Origin of the sequence: uncultured Anaerobiospirillum sp., from assembly GCF_902485895.1 — a bacterium.
GTDB lineage: Bacteria > Pseudomonadota > Gammaproteobacteria > Enterobacterales > Succinivibrionaceae > Anaerobiospirillum > Anaerobiospirillum succiniciproducens.
The window spans coordinates 1-21,181 of the sequence record NZ_CABTML010000084.1 but is presented as its reverse complement, the minus strand read 5'-3'; the positions used below and the strand labels follow the sequence as shown (position 1 = coordinate 21,181).

Sequence of the window (21,181 nt, the reverse complement as noted above, 5' to 3'; positions counted from 1 at the left end):
AGTAACAACTCAGATAAATATCGCATCCAAACGAATATCGCCTGCCATGTAGAACAATCATACAGGCCCCCCAAAAACACAAAGGCCGCCAAAAGTTAGTATTTCCAACCTTTGACGGCCTCATTTAGCTTATAAAACTAAGCTAAAAGGATACATTCAAGTAAGCAGCACTTAGCCAAGTAAGCTTAAGCCCAGCTGAGGACGGGTGTTAGCCTGCATCAGCATAGAAGCAGCTGCCTGCTGAATGATGGACTGCTGGGATAGATTTGCAGATTCTTCAGCAAAGTCAGCATCACGGATACGTGAGCGTGCATCAGCTTCATTAGCAGCAACGTTAGACTGATTGCGGATTGAGCTCTCAAGACGATTTTGCAAAGCGCCAAGGTCGGCACGCATGCCATCAACCTTTGCGATTGCCTGATCCATAAGGTTAATGACGTCGCCAATATCCTTAGCATTAGCACCCTGACCACCGCCAGCGCCATTAAACGTAATCTTTGTCAGATCAATCGATACTTGGCCCTTGTTATCAACTTTAAAGAACTTATCGGCACCAACTAGATTTGTATCAGATGCGATCTTGGAAAAATAAACCGAGTCGACATTAAAAGTAATGGTGTCGCCTTTGTTGGAACCAACTTGTAGCGTGAGGGCACCGGTGCCACCAGCAACAGCGTTTTGGCCACCGCCACCACCGCCGCCGCCGCCACCACCACCGCCGCCACCGCCGCCGCCACCACCGCCGCCGGCTGCTGGGGTTTCGTAGATAGAGCCATCAATCTTACCATTCAACACAGTTTTACCTGCAAAGGTTGTTTGTGTTGAAATACGGTTGATTTCGGTTGCTAAGGCTGCCATTTCTTTACCCAGAGCTGTTCTATCCTCTGAGGTGTTAGTACCATTTGCTGATTGAACAGCTAAGGTTCTGATCTTTTGAAGCATGCCTGAGATCTCGTCCATGCCTGACTCAATAGTCTGGGCAAGAGCGATACCATCAGATGCGTTACGGTTGCCTTGGTTGAGGCCATTAATCTGGGATGTTAAGCGATCGGCGATCTGCAGTCCAGCAGCGTCATCTTTGGCGCTATTAATACGCATACCGCTTGATAAACGCTGGTATGTAGTAGTTAAAGAATTCTGGACGTTGCCTAAGTATCTTTGTCCCTGCAGAGCTGAGTAATTTGTATTTACATATACTGCCATAAGCTAGCTCCTATTAGCCTAAGAGGCTTAAGCCTAGCTGCGGACGGGTATTAGCCTGCATCAGCATAGAAGCGGCAGCCTGCTGAATGATAGACTGCTGTGACAGGTTTGCAGACTCTTCAGCAAAGTCAGCATCACGAATACGTGAGCGTGCGTCAGCTTCGTTAGCAGCAACGTTAGACTGGTTGCGGATGGAGCTCTCAAGTCTGTTCTGGATCGCACCTAAATTGGCACGCTGAGCATCAACATTCGCAATGATACTATCTACTGACTTAATAAGATCTTGGGCCATTGAAGCAGTGGAGAAAAGAATAGCATTTCCCTTTGATGCCTCTTTAAGGGTATTACCATCTTTTCTAAAGCCGAGACTGAAACCCTTAGCAATTGCTGAAAAAACAAAAGAAGCTACATCAAAAGAAATTGTATCACCCTTATTGGATCCTACCTGAAGGGTCATTTTGCCGCCTTTGGTAGCATTTTGAGCCTTGGTATAGATAGACTTGGAGGTACCACCCTCAAGCACAGTTCTACCACCATAAGTAGTTTGCTCTGCAATACGATCCATCTCAGCTACTAAAGCAGATGCTTCCTTTGCTAAAGCACCACGATCTTCAGCAGTATTAGTACCATTAGCTGCCTGAACTGCTAAGGTACGAATCTTCTGCAGCATACCTGAGATCTCGTCCATACCTGACTCAATGGTTTGGGCAAGTGCGATACCGTCAGATGCATTGCGGTTACCTTGGTTGAGGCCGTTGATCTGGGAGGTTAAGCGATCGGCTATCTGGAGACCTGCAGCGTCGTCTTTGGCGCTATTGATACGAAGGCCTGATGATAAGCGCTGATATGTAGTAGTCAGGTTGGTATTGACGTTATTGAGGTATCTTTGACCCTGAAGAGCGCTGTAATTTGTATTTACATATACTGCCATGATCTCACTCCTATTAACCTAATAAGCTCAGGCCAAGCTGTGGACGGCTATTAGCCTGCATCAGCATGGAAGCAGCTGCCTGCTGAATGATATTCTGCTGAGTGAGGTTTGCAGACTCTTCAGCAAAGTCAGCATCACGAATACGTGAACGTGCATCAGCTTCGTTAGCAGCAACGTTAGACTGGTTACGGATAGAGCTCTCAAGACGATTCTGTACGGCACCTAAGTCGGCACGCTGCGCATCAACCTTGGCAATAAGAGCATCAACAGAGGCAATTAATTCCTGAGCTGCGGTTGCGGTTGAGTATAAAACTGCATTATTTGCATCGCCTTTAATGTCTTTGAAGCCCTTGCTTGAGCCTTTGGCGAGGTGTGAGAATACAAATGATGCTACATCAAATGTAATAGTATCACCCTTGTTGGAACCGACCTGTAGGGTCATCTGACCACCCTTGGATGCAGCAGCGCCTTGAGCAGTTGTATTGTAGATTGCGCCTTTAGTTGTACCACGCAGAACAGTTGAGCCACCATAAGTGGTTTGCTTTGCAATACGTGAAATTTCATTAACTAAAGAGGTTGCTTCTTTAGCTAAAGCAGTTCTATCTTCAGCAGTGTTAGTGCCGTTTGAAGCCTGAACAGATAAGGTACGAATCTTTTGAAGCATGCCTGCGATCTCGTCAATGCCTGACTCGATGGTCTGAGCAAGGGCGATACCGTCGGATGCGTTGCGGTTACCTTGGTTGAGGCCGTTGATCTGGGAGGTTAAACGATCGGCGATCTGGAGACCTGCAGCGTCGTCTTTGGCGCTATTAATACGCATACCACTTGACAGTCTTTGGTATGTAGTAGTCAGGCTATTGTTGACATTAGAAAGGTATCTTTGACCCTGAAGAGCGCTGTAATTGGTGTTTACATATACTGCCATGATCTTACTCCTATTAACCTAAGAGGCTTAAGCCGAGCTGTGGACGAGTATTAGCCTGCATCAGCATAGAAGCGGCAGCCTGCTGAATGATTGACTGTTGTGACAGGTTTGCAGACTCTTCTGCAAAGTCAGCATCACGGATACGTGAGCGTGCGTCAGCTTCGTTAGCAGCAACATTAGACTGGTTGCGGATAGAGCTCTCAAGTCTGTTCTGGATTGCACCTAAGTTGGCACGCTGTGCATCAACCTTGGCAATAAGAGCATCAACAGAGCCAATTAACTCCTGCGCAGCTGTTGCAGTGGAAAATAAAACTGCATCAGTTGCATCGCCTTTAATGTCTTTGAAGCCTTTGCTTGCACCTTTAGCAATATGTGAGAACACAAAAGATGCAACATCAAAAGAAATAGTGTCGCCTTTATTAGATCCTACCTGTAATGTCATCTTGCCGCCTTCAGAGGCTTTTACGTTCTGACCGGTAGTGTTGTAGATTGCACCTTTTGTAGTACCGCGAAGAACTGTAGCGCCACCATAAGTAGTCTGCTTAGCAATTCTGGACATCTCATTTACTAAGGCAGTTGCCTCTTTTGCTAAGGCGGTTCTATCTTCTGAAGTATTTGTACCATTGGAAGCTTGGACAGCTAATGTACGGATCTTCTGGAGCATGCCTGAGATCTCATCAATACCTGACTCGATGGTCTGAGCAAGGGCGATACCGTCAGATGCATTGCGGTTGCCTTGGTTGAGGCCGTTGATCTGTGAAGTCAGACGATCGGCGATCTGGAGGCCTGCAGCGTCGTCTTTAGCGCTATTGATACGCATACCGCTTGATAAGCGCTGATATGTAGTAGTTAAAGAATTCTGGACGTTGCCTAAGTATCTTTGGCCTTGAAGAGCGCTGTAATTGGTATTTACATATACTGCCATGATGGATACTCCACTGTAGTTTGATTAGGCAGTTATGAGAAGAAAACTAACGTTCTTGTGACTAAGTCAAAGTACTTGTTGCATCGCACACATTGCATCAAGATTTTTGAATTTTCTTATCATAACCTACTTATATAATCGCAATTTATATCCTCGTTAGGGTTGCTATATGTCATGATCTGAACATGCTCTTGTTTTGATCTTGAGAGGTATTGTGTTTTAACTTTTACGAGACTCATATACAAGCCGATGGGGCATAATGCCTTACAGCATCAGCTGTGACTTAAATACTGTTTATTAGCCTAAAGTAAACTTGAAACAGTTTCTTAACATATCAATAAATATCAAACAACTTCACATTATTAAACATAAGCACATGTATAAAGATTAGCGTAGATATCGGCTTTTAGTGTAGATTTGAATAGATACAACACCAAGTGAAATCTTGAGAAATTCTGAATACTATCCACTTTAGCCAAATACACGATAGTTATTACAGCTCTACCGAGTTTAGCTAAAAGATTTGACTTGTGTTCATTAGTATATATTTGATCTTCCACCGCTTAAATTGCTTGTAATCTAATTGCAACAAATGCGGTGATTATGAGTTGTGAGCTCAAGTTGATGCAATGTGAGCTGCGTGTGATGCGTTGGATGGGATTTTATTGAGTGGAAAACAAAAGCGCCTGAGAGCGGTTAGGCAATCAGGCGCTTAAGCAATGCAGCTATAGACTTTTATTTGTGCCTTATAAGCTGCTGAGTATTTGTTAATTAGCAGTAGCCAAAGCTCATCAGACGGGCAAAGCGTTGATTGAGACGGTCTACTTCATCTAAGGCAGCAACTTCTTTGATCTCACGGAGTAAGACTGCCTTGAGGTTTTCTGCCATGGTGTCATAGTCACGGTGAGCGCCGCCTAAAGGCTCTGGAACGATCTCATCGATAAGACCTAAGCCCTTAACCTTATCAGCAGTAATGTTCATAGCTTCTGCAGCTAAAGAGGCCTTTTCAGCACTCTTCCATAAAATAGAGGCACAGCCTTCTGGAGAAATTACTGAGTAAGTTGAATACTGCAGCATGTTAACGCGATCGCCAACACCAATAGCTAAAGCGCCACCAGAGCCACCCTCACCGATAACGGTACAGATAACTGGAACCTTAAGATCGCTCATCAAGCGTAAGCTTTCAGCGATAGCACCTGCCTGAGAACGCTCTTCTGCGCCCACACCAGGATATGCACCTGGAGTATCAATGAAAGTAATGATAGGCATGTTAAAACGCTCAGCTAACTTCATCAGACGCATAGCCTTGCGATAGCCTTCTGGACGTGGCATACCGAAGTTACGCATAGTACGCTCTTTGGTGTCACGACCTTTCTGATGACCGATAAGCATTACAGGAATACCATCGATACGAGCCATACCGCCAATGATTGCCTTATCATCAGCAAAGGCACGATCACCAGCAAGCTCTTGGAAGTCGGTGAAGATGCGGCTTACATAGTCCATGGTGTAAGGACGCATTGGATGGCGAGACAGCTGAGAAATCTGCCATGCGCTTAAAGATGAATAGAGCTTCTTAGTGAGCTCAACATTCTTCTTCTGGAGCTGTTCTAACTCTTTGGATAAATCAACGTCATTGCCGACAGTGGTGCTTAATCTCTTAAGCTCCTCAATGTGAGCTAATAAGTCAGCAATCGGCTGTTCAAATTCCAGATAGTTAATGTTCATCAGCAAAATCAGTGCGCATCTACAAACAAGTCCACGCTCGTAGCATGGTTTACTTGGTTTATTGCAGTAGCAGCACTATCTCCCTTTAAGCAACAACGAAGTGATTTCTTGCTTAGCGTTGCCAAAGCAACACATCAGAGGAATGATCCTCTGCTCGAAACCGGTTAAGGCGCTGCCATTAGTTCATGACTAAATGATTACAGCGTCTTTTAAGGCCATTGGGCTCCAATTGCCTATTTAACGCAGTTGTAAACGATATTACAGCTGCACTTCTACAAACAAAATATTGGATACTTTACTAGAAAACGCTTTGTAAATCCATACAAAGAACACGTAGATCTCGCAAGCGTCGTATACATGCGGCTTTGCGAGAAAAAAATAAGTTCCTAAAGCCAGTACCTAAGCAGCATCTTTCTTAACAAAAGCGCCCGATCAGCTGCACAACATGAGCAAATAAATCTTGATGCTGGCATTTTGAACATGCTCTTAGCGGCTTTGTCATTTGGTTATTGGTGATCTTTAGCTCCTGGCGGTCTTTTGATCGTAGTGATCTATTGTTAAAGGAGCTCCTTTGATCTTTATGATCTTTTGTTATTGAAGCTCTTTTTAGCCTAATGATCTTTTGTCATTGAAGATCTTTTGAGCTTGATGATCTTTTAATCTTGAGGGTTGGTTGCCTTTTGCTCAAGAATACGTTTAACCGGGCCAAAGGACATCCTGTAGATATCTAAGAGTGGCAGTTTTTGTAAGATCTCAAGATGCTCGGCTGTTGGATAACCCTTGTGCTTGGCAAAGTGGTACTGAGGGAAGAGTTTATCGAGCTCATACATATCAGCATCACGAGCGGTCTTAGCAAGGATTGAAGCAGCTGCGATCTCTGGCACCTTCGAGTCACCCTTTACCACGGTTTCACAGACAATGCCCTGTTCTGCTAAGGTCTTAGGAATACGATTGCCATCAATTAAAGCTAAGTTACAGCGCTTCTTCATTGCAATATAGGCACGCCCCATTGCAATGTAAGTAGCGTTAAGGATATTAAACTCGTCAATCTCCTCAGGAGAGGCTCGTCCAATACCCCATGCTATAGCCTTTTCTTTAATTAAGACAGCCAGCTCATCACGAGCTTTTTCTGTGAGCTTCTTAGAGTCATTAAGACCAGGGATCATATTGTTATGATCAAGCACCACACATGCAGCAACCACATCTCCCATAAGCGGACCACGACCGGCTTCATCAACACCACAAATAACGTTAGTCACAGGATCAATTGGGTAGTCAAAAGGCGGCATGATAGTAGACTTTTTCTTACGTGTACTCTTAGCATCTTTGCTAGTCACGCTCTCTTTTGCTGTGGTTGTGCCTTTGCGTGATCTCTTTGGTGAAGCAGCTGTCTGTGCTTGCGTGTCGTTAATTGCGTTAGCACTATCTGATACCTGCATACTTTGGCTATCTTTTTTCTCTTGCTGACGCTTTAAAGCTGCAGCAAAACTATTATCAAGATCGCTCTGATCTCCTTCACCCTGGTGTGAAAAGAGATCTCCAAGATCTATTGCGTTAGCTTGATCTTGGCTCTGCTCACATGCATCCAAGAGATTGCCTTGTGAGTAATGACTATCAGCTTGAGATTTCTTCTTTGTTCTGGCCATAAACACCTCCAGAGATTGTATGCATTTGCGCCACACACTCAGATACTTGGCTTAGACCTATTCTACGCCTCAAAATGATCCTTGCCGATCTTTGGCACGAACTATCTGCATTGGTGTGTACTTAGACTAGCTATCGCTTTCGTCATGCAGCGATAGTATAAGTTAGCTTGGTGGAAGGTGACTAGGATGCTATGCGTTTTGGGTCGCTAAAAACGCAACAGGCATGTAGATCTTACATGCCTGCTGTAGCGAGAATTTGTTTAGAGCCTAAATGCGATCGTGTTGTAAGGTACGATTAGCATTCTTGTTTTTGCGTGGACTCTTGATGCGAATAGCAATACCAAGATCAGACACTGCAGATTTGGCTGATTCCTTTAAGGTTGGCTTGGCACTAGCAGATGATACGGCCTCATCCTTTTCCTTAGTGCTATCAGTACGCTTGTGAACTGACTCTACAGTAAGATCGTCTTTTACATCAGCTGCATCAGGCTTTGCAGGAGACTTACTCTTGATAGCAGATGCTTCTTTTGACAAGAGAGCAGTATCTGTAGCAGTATTGTTATTTGCTACTGTCTCGTTCTTGAGCGCATCTTTCTTATTTTGAGCTTCCTGAGCTAAACGACGCTTTTTAAAGAAGTCCTTGTAGCTTGAACCGCCCTTTGTTTTTGGCTTTTCTGCAGGAGCTTGAGATGGTTGCTCACTCATTGCCTCACTAGCTACTTTAGTATCCGATGGGGCAGCTTCATTTACCTTTGGTTCAGCTGCGTAAGCTTGTTCTTTTGCCTTAGTCTTACGACGCTTATTAGATTTGCTGCTACGCTCGTCTTTAGAGCTACTCTTAGACTCTAAAGCTTTGTCGCTACTTGCTGTGATAAGCTCACTTTCATTGCTGTTGCTATCGCTCTTTCTTACTGAAGACTCAAGTAAACCACGAGTGAGCTGTTCTTGGCCAATTAACTTGAAGACAGTACGCGCTGCTAAATCATCAGCATTAGTACGAATGGCACCATGGATAGAGGCAAACTCTTTCTTCATCATTAAGTTATCTGAAGTTAAGAGCTTAATGCACTCATGGGCAAGCTTAATTGGAGTGCAATCCTCCTGAATCATCTCACGGACAATCTCTTTTTTAGCCAGTAAGTTTGGCAGAGAATACATGGAGACTTTCAAGAGACGGCGAGCAATGGCTGCAGTTAACCATGAGACACGGTACGCCACAGTCATTGGGGTCTTAAGCAGCATTGCCTCAAATGCGATAGTGCCGCAGGTAAGCAAACATGCATCAGCAGAGGCGATCACATCACGACCATTGCCAACAAAGACAGTAATAGAAATCTGCGGAGCTTGCTCTAACCATAAGTCTTTAATGAGCAAAGCAGTATCACGATCTGCAGCTACAGAGATGAAGGTGAGATCTGGAATCTTCTCGTGTAAGAGCTTAGCAGTACGTGCATAAATTGGCATCATGCGTGAGATAACACCACGACGGGAGCCTGGCAATATAGCCAAGACCTTGCCATCGACAGTATCTACACAATGCTTATATAAGCCGCAACGCTCACGAGCTACATCTTGATCGATGATTAAAGGAATTGAGTTAGCTAGAGTATGACCAACATAAGTACAAGGCATATCATGCTGATCGTAGAAGTCTTTTTCAAAAGGCAGGAGAGCTAATACCTCATCACATGAGGCCTTAATCTTCTCAATGCGCTTTTCTCTCCAAGCCCACACCGATGGACTTACATAGTGGATAGTCTTAATACCTGCTTTTTTAAGCTTACCTTCCACATATAAATTGAAATCTGGCGAATCAATACCGATCATTACGCACGGACGTGCCTTGAGGAGGATATCGGTAATCTTCTTTCTGATTCTTAAGATCGGAATAAGATGAGCTGCGACTTCAAACACACCCATGACTGAAAGTTCTTTCATATCAAAGGCTGATACCATGCCGCACTTGGACATCTTTTCGCCGCCAATACCAATGAATTTGGCTTCAGGATCATAGCGCTTAATAGCCTTCATCAGGCCAGCACCTAATGTGTCTCCAGAAACCTCTCCAGCGATGATGGCGTAAAGGTGCGGGGTGGTAGAAACTTCTTCAGTCATCGAGAAACCTTTACTCAAAGCAAATGTAGTTGTTTGTGCCTCGGTGCTTATGTGAAATGCCAGGATCTAGCTTTTTTAAGATACTAGCTTATCAGCCGCCACATACAAGATTTAGTGGCATGGCTATTAAGCATTAACTGAAACGACAATCCATTTAGCTATGGCTATGATTAAAAAAAAGCAGCTAACTTAAACGTAATCGGCTAGTTACGTACTACTGTAGCTTGCTAGAGTCTGCTTATCTTACGATGCCGCGACCGTTTTCCTTGATGAAATCAAGTAATGGCTGAACTGCACTTTCCTTTTGGGCTAACTCTTCTAACTGTGGAATAGCCTCTTCAATGGTTAAGTGCTTATGGTAGATGATCATGTAAGCTTTCTTAATGGCGCTGACAGCACTGTCAGTAAAGCCTCGACGAGCTAAACCTACTTTGTTAATACCAAATGGCTTAGCATAGTGACCTGCAGCCATAACATATGGAGGCACGTCCATATTTAAGGCAGCCATACCGGCCACAAAAGCATGTGAGCCTACGCGACCGAACTGGTGAATTGCAGACAATCCACCAAAGATTACGTAATCACCGATGGTTACGTGACCTGCTAAGGTTGCGTTATTTGCAAAGATACAGTGATCACCAATCACACAGTCATGGGCAACGTGTGCGTTGACCATGAAGAGATTGTGAGAACCAATACGAGTCTCATTAATACCTTGAGTGGTACCACGATGCACAGTGCAATGCTCGCGGAAAGTATTGTCATCACCAATAAACAGCTTAGTGTTCTCGCCTAAATACTTAAGATCTTGGCAGTGCTCACCAATAGAGCAGAACTGATAGAAGTGATTGTTTGCACCAATCTCGCTTGGGCCGTGGAATACGCAAAATGGCTCAATTACGCAGCCATCTCCGATAGTGACCTCTCCTTCGATGATGACGTGGTCACGAATGACAACGTTTTCACCAATCTTAACGTTGCCGCGAATGATTGCGCTTGAAGCAATAGTAGCTGATGAAGCAATCTGAGGCTCACCAGGAAAATCAAAGCTTAATGGGAATGCTTTGCAACCTGTTAACTCAGCCTTTGGTGCGCTTTCGTTTGCCATGTTGTCACCCTCAGGAAAAGAAAATTGTTTTGCTCAGGCACGATCAACCAGACACACAATAAGCCTTGAGCTTATAGACCTGCCACTTTATGAGCAAATTAAAAACGGACTGCGTTATACGGTACAGCAGAACATGTAAAGAGCATCATCAGTTGCACTTTCTGATGGATAGCATGATTTAGTATGTCATTCATTGCATAGATTAAACATAGCAAAGCAATGAATTACACCCTAAAGATCACAAGATCATCACTTGTCTGCCTCAGTGGCAAACAAATTTGACTAAAGTTCTACAAGTTCTTTAGCTATAGCAAGTTGTGTGATCTTATGACTATGGTAGTTTTACAAGGGCTTTTAGCTATACGCATTTATCAAGCATGCGCTGATAGTGTTTTGATGCTTAAGACTCAACAAACTTAAGCTACCATGCACATCTCATAGCTATATGAGCCTATGTGCTTTGATGAGTCTACACAACAAGATACTCAAGCACTATGAGCAATTTCTGCTTGTAAAGCCTACTCGCGCTCTTAGGCACGCTTGCACATGATGAACGTAAGCTTAGGCTTAAGTATGCGCAAGTTAGCTACGAGGACATGCCATCATATGTTGCGTGGAGAGCTTAGTTTTTTGTAAGTACTAAGCTACCTGCAGCTACATGATTAGGCGCGAGGTACCGTATATAAAGTGTTGAAGAGGCTTAAATTAGCTCTTAACCTTTGCGCACATTAAATCAGCAGAGCAGACGACTTCACCGTCTACAGTGGCTACACCCTTGAATGATGCGATGCCACGACGCTCCTTTAAGAACTCAACATCAATAATGAGCTGATCACCTGGTACTACAGGGCGACGGAAACGTGCATTGTCTACAGAGGCAAAGTAGTAGAGCTCACCTGGCTCTGGCTTACCAACCATGGTGAAAGCGAGAACGCCAGTGGCCTGTGCCATAGCTTCTAAAATAAGAACGCCAGGGAAAATTGGCTTGCCTGGGAAGTGGCCAGTGAAGTTTGGCTCATTAAAAGTTACGTTCTTAACTGCCTTTAAGGTCTTGTGCTCTTCAGTAATGGAGTAATCTAAAACCTTATCGATCATTAAGAAAGGATAACGATGTGGCAGAAGCTCCATGATCTGTTCGACGTTGAGGGTCTTCTTTTCGTTGTTCTCGTTAGAAGTCACTTGTATCCACCTTGATAATTGGAAAAGCTACAGCCTGTTGGCACTGGACATTCACTTCAAACACCATATCTTTATTTAAGATATATGTTGCAATACCCACTGCCAACAAGCTGCTAATTAAGCAGAGTAATAAGCATTACACCCAAGATAAGGGCAGCCTCTATGTGTGAGGCATTTATTGCTCGTGAATTATTTCCGCCAAATCTTACGATTATGGCGTGAATTTCATGGCGTAGCTAACGTGAGCTTGTAGGACCCAAATTAATCTCGCCAAATCTCATACGGTTAACAAGTTACCCGTATCGGCTAAAACACGCAGCTGCTATCAAATAGCTCCTTTACAGAAGCATTTTTGAATGCTCTTAAAATTACAATCCCACATTATACGTTCTAATGATGAGATTCTTTGCATAAAGCTACTAATTTTGTAAGGTAAGTGCTGATTTCAGCCCATGCATTGTATAAGGAAACTCTGATTTTTTTAAGCTTTTGATAATAATTCAACTGCGAAACATAGCATATTGCACTCGATATTTTACACAAAATATCAATTACCGCAGATCTTAAGATGCCATCAGCAAGCGCTCTGCTAGCTAAAGGTTATGTCTCTTAATAATTAGACATACACCCATTGCGCCTATATCGTAGCCTAGGAAAGATGCAACTAGAAGCTCAGCTATCCTTAAGATGTCTTACAAGCTCATGAGAGATTAAATATGAGCTGTTTGACAGTTTATCAAACAATGCATCCGTGCCTTAGACATGAAGCAAAGTATATATGGTCAAAGGATGAGCTTTGACCATGAATATGCTATGCGCGGATCTTTGCAGCGTGTAAGGACGTGCGATGTAAAAACGCAGCTGAATTTGTATCCTTGATTAGTCGTCTTGCTTATCAGACTTTAGTTCTTTGACCTGCTTTTCAAGATCCATGAGGCGACGATACATATCGTTAATATGTAAGACGCGTGAAGCAGTTTTACGCCACTCGGCATTAGTCTGAGCAGGAATACCTGAAGAGTAGACAGACTTTGGCTCTTTAATAGAGCGCATCACCATGCACATACCAGAGATGGTAACTTGATCGGCAATAGTAATATGGCCATTAAATACTGAAGTGCCACCAATGATGCAGTACTTACCAATGGTAACTGAGCCCGCGAAAGTAGTGCCGCCAGCAACTGCAGTACCAAAGCCAATCTTAACGTTATGGGCAATCTGACAGAGATTGTCGATGATGCAGTTACCCTCAATCACGGTGTCATCTAAGGCACCACGATCAATACAAGTATTAGCACCAATCTCAGTGTAATCACCGATCAGCACACGTCCAGTCTGAGGAATCTTAACCCACTTGCCTTTATCGTTAGCATAGCCAAAGCCATCAGAGCCAATGACAGTACCTGACTGAATTAAGCAGTACTTACCAATAACGCAATCATGATAGAGGCTGACTAAAGGATAGAGCTTGGTTCCCTCTCCAATTTGAGCATTTGGTCCGATAACACAGTTAGCGCCAATCTGTACATTATCGCCAATAACAGCACCGCTTTCGATAACTACGTGAGCACCTAAGCTTACGTTGTTACCAAGCTTTACACCCTCAGCAACATAGGCAGTTGGGTGAATTCCACAAGCAATAGCTGGAGTGGTATCAAGCATTTGTGAGACTAATGCAAAAGCAAGATAAGGATCTGCTGTAACAATGGCACAGCCTTTTACATGATCTTTAAATTCAGGCTTGATCATGATGCAAGATGCTTGAGAGTCATCTAATACATCACGGTACTTAATGTCGGACAGGAAACTGATTTCACCTGCCTTGGCTGTCTTTAAGTTAGCAACTCTAACGATATCAATATCGCCGTCTCCGATTACCTCGGCATTGAGCTTGGCAGCTATGTCTTTTACTAACATTGCACTCTACCTTTTCACTGTTCCGACAAAAATTACGCCCAGCGTCGTAGCCTCATGTTAGGCTCGTACGTGGGCGCTCCTCATAAATTCATCTTCTAAGCATTATAAGCTCACTTTATTGGGAAATTTCATGAGCCTATAATCTAAAGTAACTTAGCTATGAGTCTAAATTACTTCTTGCCCTTAGCAGCAGAAACACGCTTGATAACATCTGAAGAGATATCTAAAGCGCTAATGGTGTAAGCAATAGCCTCACCACGTAAAACGAGGTCAATACCACGCTCAGCAGCGATTGAGTCGATAGCCTTCTGTACAGCAACGGCTAACTTACGGTTCTCTTCTTGAACGCGCTTTTGCTGATCTTCTTGCAGTGCACGAGCCTTTAACTGGAAGTCAGCTTGCAGCTGAGCAATCTCACGCTGCTTAGCGGTAAGTTCGTTGCCCTTGTACTTGCCAGAGTTAATGTCCTGACCTAACTTAGCGCCCTTCTCTTGCATCTTCTGCAGCTCTTGCTCACGAGAAGAGAATTCCTTGTTTAAACGCTTCTCAACCTCTTTAGCCTGAGGAATCTCATTCATGATGAGAGGTAAGTTAATTACTGCAACAGTAGGGGTCTTAGCAGCCTCAGCAGCTACAGCTGGACCAACAGCACCTAATAAAGCAACACTTAAGGCAGAGGCTAATAAAGCTTTCTTGAACATTTAGAATACTCCTGAAACCGTTATTTGGCGGTATTGATGCACCGACAGTCCATCTTTAGTAAGCCTTAGAGTACTGCCCGAGCAAAAGCAAGGAAAAATATGTTGGTTTGATGATACTACATTAACTGCAGTAGCTTAATCACTTACATCCATGTAGCTACAGTATAGGTCACTAAAATTAGGCTTGTCTTATAAAACTAGCTTATTTTCTTAAGAGCTGTGACTATTTAACAGACAATAAGCTGTAAGCATGTACGGATGAAAAGCAAAATCTTTTGGACAACGCTATTGCACTACGTTGTTATAGTAGGCCATACACTTGTGCATGTGCCTAGAAGGCCATACGCATGCTGATTGTGCCTAGAAGGACTTATACGTATTACATATGGCTAGTAGACTCACAGACTTTGCTAAAGAGCCTGCGTTATGCCTACAAGCGTTGTAGCGCCTCAAGTTGGGGCTGAGCTTGGATATAGCTATCATTATTTGCACAATAAGACGCAATATCCTTTTAAGCCCCACTACAAGACGGGGATTGCATGCAAGTTTAACTATGCCATCCCACGCCTTGTTGGTCTTATCTAAGAGATCTTAGAAACGACCACCGATGTCGAAGCTGAAGAACTCATCATCGTCACCATCTTGCTTAACAATTGGCTTAGACAGTGAGAATGACAGAGGTCCAACAGGTGACATCCAGGTTAAAGATACACCAGCTGATGCTGAGTAGTTATTTGGGCTAGAGTAGTCAGGGGCATTCTTATAGCCTGCTGTGTACTCAGTCGAGTTAGTATCCCACAGAGCACCGGCATCAACGAAGACGGCGGTACGAACCTGTGAACGATAAGCCTCAGCCACAAATGGAGTTGGGAAGATAATCTCAGCTGATGCAGCCCACAGAGCGTTACCACCTAAATTATCATCATCATCAATGGTCAGAGTATCCTTCGAGCTGTGGTACAGAGCACGTGGACCAACACTATTACGCTTGAAGCCACGTAACCACTGATCACCACCTAAGTAGAAGTTATCGAAGAATGGTAACTTCTGCTTTAAGCCATCTACATTACCGTAACCATCACCATAAGCTACACGACCACGGATAGAGAACACGAAGCTGTGCTCGTCATTGAGTGGGAAGTAATGGAAGGTCTGAGCATCAAGCTTGTAGTACTGTAAGTCTGAGATGCTTGGCAGAGTAGTAAATAAGCTTAAATTCTGACGAGAACCGGAAGTTGGGAAGACGGTACGGTCTAAGTTATTACGGTTCAGGTTAATAGCAAAGGTGAAGTTTAAGAACTCATTATTAAGATTACCCTCACCATAGGTTCTCCAGAAGTCGATAGCCTGCAAGAAGAACTTATTGGAGGTGATGTCCATCTGCTGAACACCAGCGGTATAAGTGATGTAGAGGTTATCTGACAGAGCATAACCAGTAGAAACATCTAAACCGATTTGCTCGTTGTCATATGAAACAACGTCTGCATCATCACCATGGAATGAGTCAAAGTAAACTCTGGCACCTAAAGAGATTTGATCGATGAGGAAGTATGGATCGGTATAACCAACTTCAATGTGCTCACGGAAGTCATTTTGGTAGGCTGAAATGTTAGCACGGGTACCCCAACCAAATACGTTGTTCTGGGAAATACCGGCCTGAATCATAAAGCCAGAGGAGGTACCATAACCAATACCACCCTGAATAGAGCCAGTTGGCTGCTCTTTAACTACAGTCTCTAAGCTAACAGTGTCAGTTGCTACACCATTACGCTTAGTGTTGATATCTGCAGTCTCGAAGAAACCAGTTCTATTTAATCGACGCTTGGACTGCTCAACAGCTTCGTTAGAGAGCCAAGTGTTGTCCATCTGATTTAACTCACGACGGATAACGGTATCGTCTGTAGAGACGTTACCCTTAATATTTACCTGAGTTACATAGATGCGCTCACCTGGATCAACCATGAAGTTGAGGTTTACGACCTTGTTGTCCTCATCGTACTCAGGGATAGCAACTACCTTGGAGTTGGCATAGCCATACTTACCTAAGAAGTTAGTTAAAACCTTCTCAGTATTAGTTACTTCACGAGCAGAATAAACAGCGCCCTTCTCTAAAGTAATCAGCTCTTTAAGCTGTGGACCATACTTTAAGACGTCGCCTTGTAAGGTGTAGTTACCGATAGTGTACTGATCGCCTTCGGTCACAGCTACAGAGAGGTATAAGCTCTTCTTATCTGGAGTTACAGATACTTGAGTGGAGTCTACGTTAAAACGTACATAACCACGATCCATGTAGTAAGAACGCAGCTTCTCAAGATCGCCAGTGAACTTCTGAGTCTCGTAGCGAGAGTTGGCCATAACATTCCACCAAGGAACATCATCGCGCAGCTCCATCTGAGCTAATAACTCATCTTCAGTAAAAGCCTTGTTACCAACGATATTGATCTGATCGATAGCTGCTGCCTTACCCTCATAAAACTCGAGCTTAATGTCAACACGATTACGTGGCAGGTAGGTTAAAACAGGCTTAACCTCAGCAGTGTACATACCTGCTGAGTGATAGAAATCAACTAAGCTTTGCTCAATCTGGCTTAAGGTCTGGATATTGATTGGTTCGCCAGCGCGTAAGCCCTGCTGCTCAACTACATTTCTCAGAGCTTCTTCTTGAATCTGTTCATTACCAGCAAAGGTAATAGCACCGATGGTTGGCAGCTCTTGAACATTAACAACTAAAGTATTGCCATCAAGACCTAAAGAAACATCTGAGAAGTTACCAGTAGCATATAAACGCTTTAAAGACTGAGCAACATTGTCGGAGGTTAATACGTCGCCTTGGCGAATAGGCATAGCCAGCAGCACAGCACCAAGACTTACACGGTTAAGACCACGAACGCGAATATCCTGTACGGTGACACCGTTTACAGCTTTAACGTTGTCACTAACCATGGAGCCAGTATTAAGGGCAGTCTGAGGGGCGGCTGATGAGCTAGAGGCCATAACAGCCAATACGCCCACTGCAAGTCCGCTTAAAAGAGTGCTTTTAAAGTGCTTGTTATCTGTTGACATCTTCAATCCAGAGTTAAAAAGAGTTGAGGTAACCGCAGCTAATTATACGACCGCTTCATTATCCTAATCATAGGAAATTGAGCTATTTGCCAAAACTTATTCTAAAGCCAATCAGTGAACTTCATGGCCAAGGGACGGATTTAACAAAAGTTAAACATTTACCTTTCTTGGCAGACTTTTCCAATAAGTAGAGGCAGCAAAAGCTCGTCACTTCTATTCAGGATATTTATAACAGTCAGTGCTACCTGAGTAAAAACTACAGGCACTGCGCGACCTTAAAGGCCTGTGCTTTAGTGTCAACTAAGGTATAAACCTCATTTAACAGCTGTGAAGCTTCGTCTACACAAGACCGATCATCGCTAAATCCGCTATTGTACCCTAAAGAAAGGCGATGTCATTAAAAATTGCTAAGAATGTAAATCCAAGCAGTAGACATAAGCCTAAATAGAGCAGTGAGTTTTGCATGGCAGGGTTAAGCTTTTTGCCTGCAACCTTTTCATAGGCTAGGAAAATGAGCTGTCCGCCATCTAATATTGGAATTGGCAGTAAGTTTAAGATACCCAAGTTTACCGATAACATAGCCAAGAACTGCAAAAAGTAAGTTAAGCCAGATTCAGCTGATTCGCCCGCTCCTTGAGCAATAGCAATTGGACCTGAAATATTATCGGCGTTGATATGACCTGTAATTAACTTGTTTAAAGTCGTGAAAATAAAAGTAGAGAACTTTAAAGTCTCACGATATGCATGAACCATAGCCTCCACTGGGCCATAGCTAAAGGTACTGTAAAGCTCAGGAATTGGCTCAACCTCTACGCCAATGCCGAAAAATGGGCTAGGCTCTTTTTGACCCTTACGCTCCATCTTGCTTGGAATAACGTTAAAGGTAATCTCTTGGCCGTTTCTTAAAACAGTAATATCAGTACCGTCAAAGCCTGAGTTACGCAGCGCACGACTTACGGCATACCACGTATCGCAAGGAACACCATTAACAGCCAAGACGATATCGCCATCTTTAAGACCGGCCTTAGCTGCAGCTGAGTTTTCCTTATCGGCTAAGAAAATCTTGCGCTCAATCTTGCCTACACAATAATTAAGACCAATCTCATCAAAAAATGCTGTGTTACGGCTTAGCTCGATACCACTAAGATCAAGTACTAACTTACGCTCAGGGCCTTTACCTAAGTCTTCTTGTACTGTTACATCTACTTTAGAACCAATACCTGAAATAAGTTCTACTGAGGCATCGCGCCAATTATCAAGGCTTTTACCATCAATGCTCTTGATGAAGTCATACTCTTTGAAACCAGACTCGGCAGCAATAGATCCAGGAATCACTTCGCCAACTACAGACTTAAGACCTGACACCCCCATCATGAAGGCAAGCCAGAATAAGACTACAGCAAGCAACATGTTAGACAAAGGGCCTGCAGCAATAATAAAAGCCCTCTGACCTATAGTCTTCTGATCAAAGCTATCATTTAGATCATCATCTTGCTTAGCATAAGAGTCTTTAAGCTCTTCTACATTGACATCTTGGGAAGTAACGATATGCGCAAAGTCTGTCTCTATCACGCCATCTTTACTTTGATCCGTTACATCTACAGACGCATCTTTATGATCTTTGCTAGTAAAGAATGGGCCCTTGCGAGTTGATGAGGTAGAGTCTTGCTCGTCTTCTTTATCGTCGTACTCGCCTTTCATCTTCACATATCCGCCTAAAGGCAAAAGACAAATGGCAAACTCAGTACCGTTACGCAATATACGTCGGTAGATAACAGGACCAAAACCTAAGGCAAAGCGATAGACCTTCACCTTGCATAAGCGAGCAGCAAAGTAATGACCGCCCTCATGAATGGTCACAAGGATGCCAAGCGCAATACAGAAAAAGATAAGGTTCCAAACTGCAGAGGTCATTGCCACTCCAAAGAAAAACTGATGGAATTTTGTGGATTGTATGCTACCAAAAAACAGACTCTAACTTAATAAGAAAGTTTCATCATGCCACATAAGAATGCCTTTCACATCCCAAAAGATCAGATCACTACCATAGCTAAATAACGATAGAGACCAGCAAATTAAGATCATGGCGGGGCATTGCCCATATAAAAAGCCCCGCAAATAAAGATCATGGCGGGGCCATTCACATAAACAAAGCCCCGCATGATTAAGATCATGACGAGTCCTTTGACATAAACAAAGCCCCGCAAATAAATATCGTGATGTGGCCTTTGACATAAACAAAGCCCCGCATGATTAAGATCGTGCGGGGCTTTTTGTATGGCCTAAGGAGTTTAGCTCCTTAGGCGTAAATGTACTTTAGTGTAGATGCAGCTAGCTTTTGACTGCAGCTACTCCTTGCTTACGGTCTTGTTAAGATCGCTAAAGCGAGTCATGTTAAGAAGCAGGAAGTTGCCAGATACGTTCTTTGAGTGAGCAACCATTTCCTTAGAATGTGAAATTGGCAGGATGCCATAGTCTTCAACTAAGATCTTCTGGGCTTGTTGATAGAGCTTGTTGCGAGCTTCACCGTTAGGAGTTGAAATTGCCTTGGCAATTAACTCATTGAATTTCTCGTTCTTGTATAAGCCCTGGTTTGATACAGGATCATCGGTGCTAAAGATGCTAATGTAGTTATCAGCGTCACCATTGTCACCGCCCCAACCGATAAATGCGATATCCCAATTGTCGGTTAAGAGCTTAGCGCGGTAAGTACCCCAGTCGTATACCACGATATCGAGCTTCACACCAACCTTATCTAAATAAGACTGTACAGCCTCAGCTAAAACCTGACCACCAACAGTGTTGTAGAAACGAGCGCTGGCATAAGTCATAGCGGTAAGCTTAGTAATGCCTTTTTCCTTGAAGAACTTCTTAGAAGCCACAGGATCATAGGTTGAGGATACCAAGTTCTTATCAAAACCAGACATCCAAGATGGAATATATGAAGGAGCGTAATCTGCATAGCCCTTGTAGAGAGTCTGAACCAGCTCAGGAACGTTGATAGCCTGAGAAATAGCCTTACGCACTGCTACATCCTCGGTTACGTAGCCCTTGCGGCAGTTATAGAACATGTAGTTAGTATTGTTACCCTCAACAGTGAAAATCTCACCACCACTGGCCTTAATCTCATCGATAACATGGCCATCGATACCGTTGATGATGTCAACCTCACCGTTCTTTAACGCAACTACACGAGCTGAGGTCTCTTTCATGATGCGGTAAATAACGTTCTGAACGGGAGCCTTCTCACCCCAGTACTCATCATTACGTGTGAGCACGATCTGCTGACCACGATCCCATGCAACAAAGCGATATGGGCCAGTACCAACAGGATTTTGCATCAGGTTGTTGTTGTACTTCTTAAGCGCAGTTGGAGAGGCAATAGGAGCAGCAAAGGTCATAGCCATGAAATTTAAGAATGGAGTTAATGGCTTTTTGAGAGTGATTCGTAAGGTGTACTCGTCAACTACCTCTGTCTTTGCAATGCCGTCTAATACGTGAGCGGCATAAGACATCTTCTCAACACGGTTCTCTGGGCTCTGACGATCAAAGTTAAACTTTACAGCCTCAGCATTAAATGGGGTACCGTCGTGGAACTTAACGCCCTTGCGTAAGTTAAAAGTGTAAACAAGACCATCATCTGAAATAGTCCAGCTTTCAGCTAAAGCAGGCTCAACCTCTGCCGCTGCAGTGCCCTTCTTAAAACGCAGTAATGACTCGTAGATGTTGATATTCAAATT

At 43.6% G+C, this 21,181-nt stretch carries 14 protein-coding genes; all 14 read right to left on the bottom strand.

The annotated features are described in order from the left end of the window. Nucleotides 1-171: 171 nt before the first annotated feature. Nucleotides 172-1,203, bottom strand: coding sequence for a flagellin (locus RDO37_RS06905; protein WP_308498558.1), 1,032 nt, complete (start codon nt 1,201-1,203; stop codon nt 172-174). A gap of 13 nt (nt 1,204-1,216) precedes the next feature. Continuing rightward, on the bottom strand, nt 1,217-2,134 hold the full coding sequence (locus RDO37_RS06900; protein ID WP_308498557.1) for a flagellin: 918 nt from the start codon (nt 2,132-2,134) through the stop codon (nt 1,217-1,219). 13 nt (nt 2,135-2,147) lie between these two features. Continuing rightward, a complete protein-coding gene (locus RDO37_RS06895; RefSeq protein ID WP_308498556.1) occupies nt 2,148-3,059 on the bottom strand; it encodes a flagellin in 912 nt (303 codons plus the stop codon). Nucleotides 3,060-3,072: 13 nt separating this feature from the next. Next, on the bottom strand, nt 3,073-3,984 hold the full coding sequence (locus RDO37_RS06890) for a flagellin (protein ID WP_308498555.1): 912 nt from the start codon (nt 3,982-3,984) through the stop codon (nt 3,073-3,075). A gap of 771 nt (nt 3,985-4,755) precedes the next feature. After that, nucleotides 4,756-5,712 (bottom strand): acetyl-CoA carboxylase carboxyl transferase subunit alpha, encoded by a 957-nt coding sequence (gene accA / locus RDO37_RS06885; protein WP_273325563.1) that lies wholly within the window; start codon nt 5,710-5,712, stop codon nt 4,756-4,758. A gap of 656 nt (nt 5,713-6,368) precedes the next feature. Continuing rightward, nucleotides 6,369-7,001 (bottom strand): ribonuclease HII, encoded by a 633-nt coding sequence (gene rnhB, locus RDO37_RS06880; RefSeq protein ID WP_308498578.1) that lies wholly within the window; start codon nt 6,999-7,001, stop codon nt 6,369-6,371. Nucleotides 7,002-7,625: 624 nt separating this feature from the next. Further along, nucleotides 7,626-9,473, bottom strand: coding sequence for a lipid-A-disaccharide synthase (lpxB, locus tag RDO37_RS06875; protein WP_308498554.1), 1,848 nt, complete (start codon nt 9,471-9,473; stop codon nt 7,626-7,628). Between the two features lie 238 nt (nt 9,474-9,711). Then, nucleotides 9,712-10,581 (bottom strand): acyl-ACP--UDP-N-acetylglucosamine O-acyltransferase, encoded by an 870-nt coding sequence (gene lpxA / locus RDO37_RS06870; protein ID WP_084281736.1) that lies wholly within the window; start codon nt 10,579-10,581, stop codon nt 9,712-9,714. A 705-nt stretch (nt 10,582-11,286) separates the two neighbouring features. Continuing rightward, nucleotides 11,287-11,760: a 3-hydroxyacyl-ACP dehydratase FabZ gene (fabZ, locus tag RDO37_RS06865; RefSeq protein WP_027940031.1), complete on the bottom strand. Its 474-nt coding sequence runs from the start codon at nt 11,758-11,760 to the stop codon at nt 11,287-11,289. Between the two features lie 879 nt (nt 11,761-12,639). Then, nucleotides 12,640-13,677: a UDP-3-O-(3-hydroxymyristoyl)glucosamine N-acyltransferase gene (lpxD, locus tag RDO37_RS06860; RefSeq protein WP_303074073.1), complete on the bottom strand. Its 1,038-nt coding sequence runs from the start codon at nt 13,675-13,677 to the stop codon at nt 12,640-12,642. Nucleotides 13,678-13,847: 170 nt separating this feature from the next. Beyond that, entirely contained in the window at nt 13,848-14,378 is a 531-nt protein-coding gene (locus tag RDO37_RS06855) for an OmpH family outer membrane protein (protein ID WP_027940029.1), read from the bottom strand. A gap of 591 nt (nt 14,379-14,969) precedes the next feature. After that, nucleotides 14,970-17,441, bottom strand: coding sequence for an outer membrane protein assembly factor BamA (bamA, locus tag RDO37_RS06850; RefSeq protein WP_308498553.1), 2,472 nt, complete (start codon nt 17,439-17,441; stop codon nt 14,970-14,972). Between the two features lie 378 nt (nt 17,442-17,819). Continuing rightward, complete coding sequence (rseP, locus tag RDO37_RS06845) at nt 17,820-19,355, bottom strand: RIP metalloprotease RseP (RefSeq protein ID WP_308498552.1); 1,536 nt, start codon at nt 19,353-19,355, stop codon at nt 17,820-17,822. A 434-nt stretch (nt 19,356-19,789) separates the two neighbouring features. After that, the coding region (locus tag RDO37_RS06840; RefSeq protein ID WP_308498551.1) for an ABC transporter substrate-binding protein at nt 19,790-21,181 on the bottom strand (1,392 nt) is incomplete at its 5' end.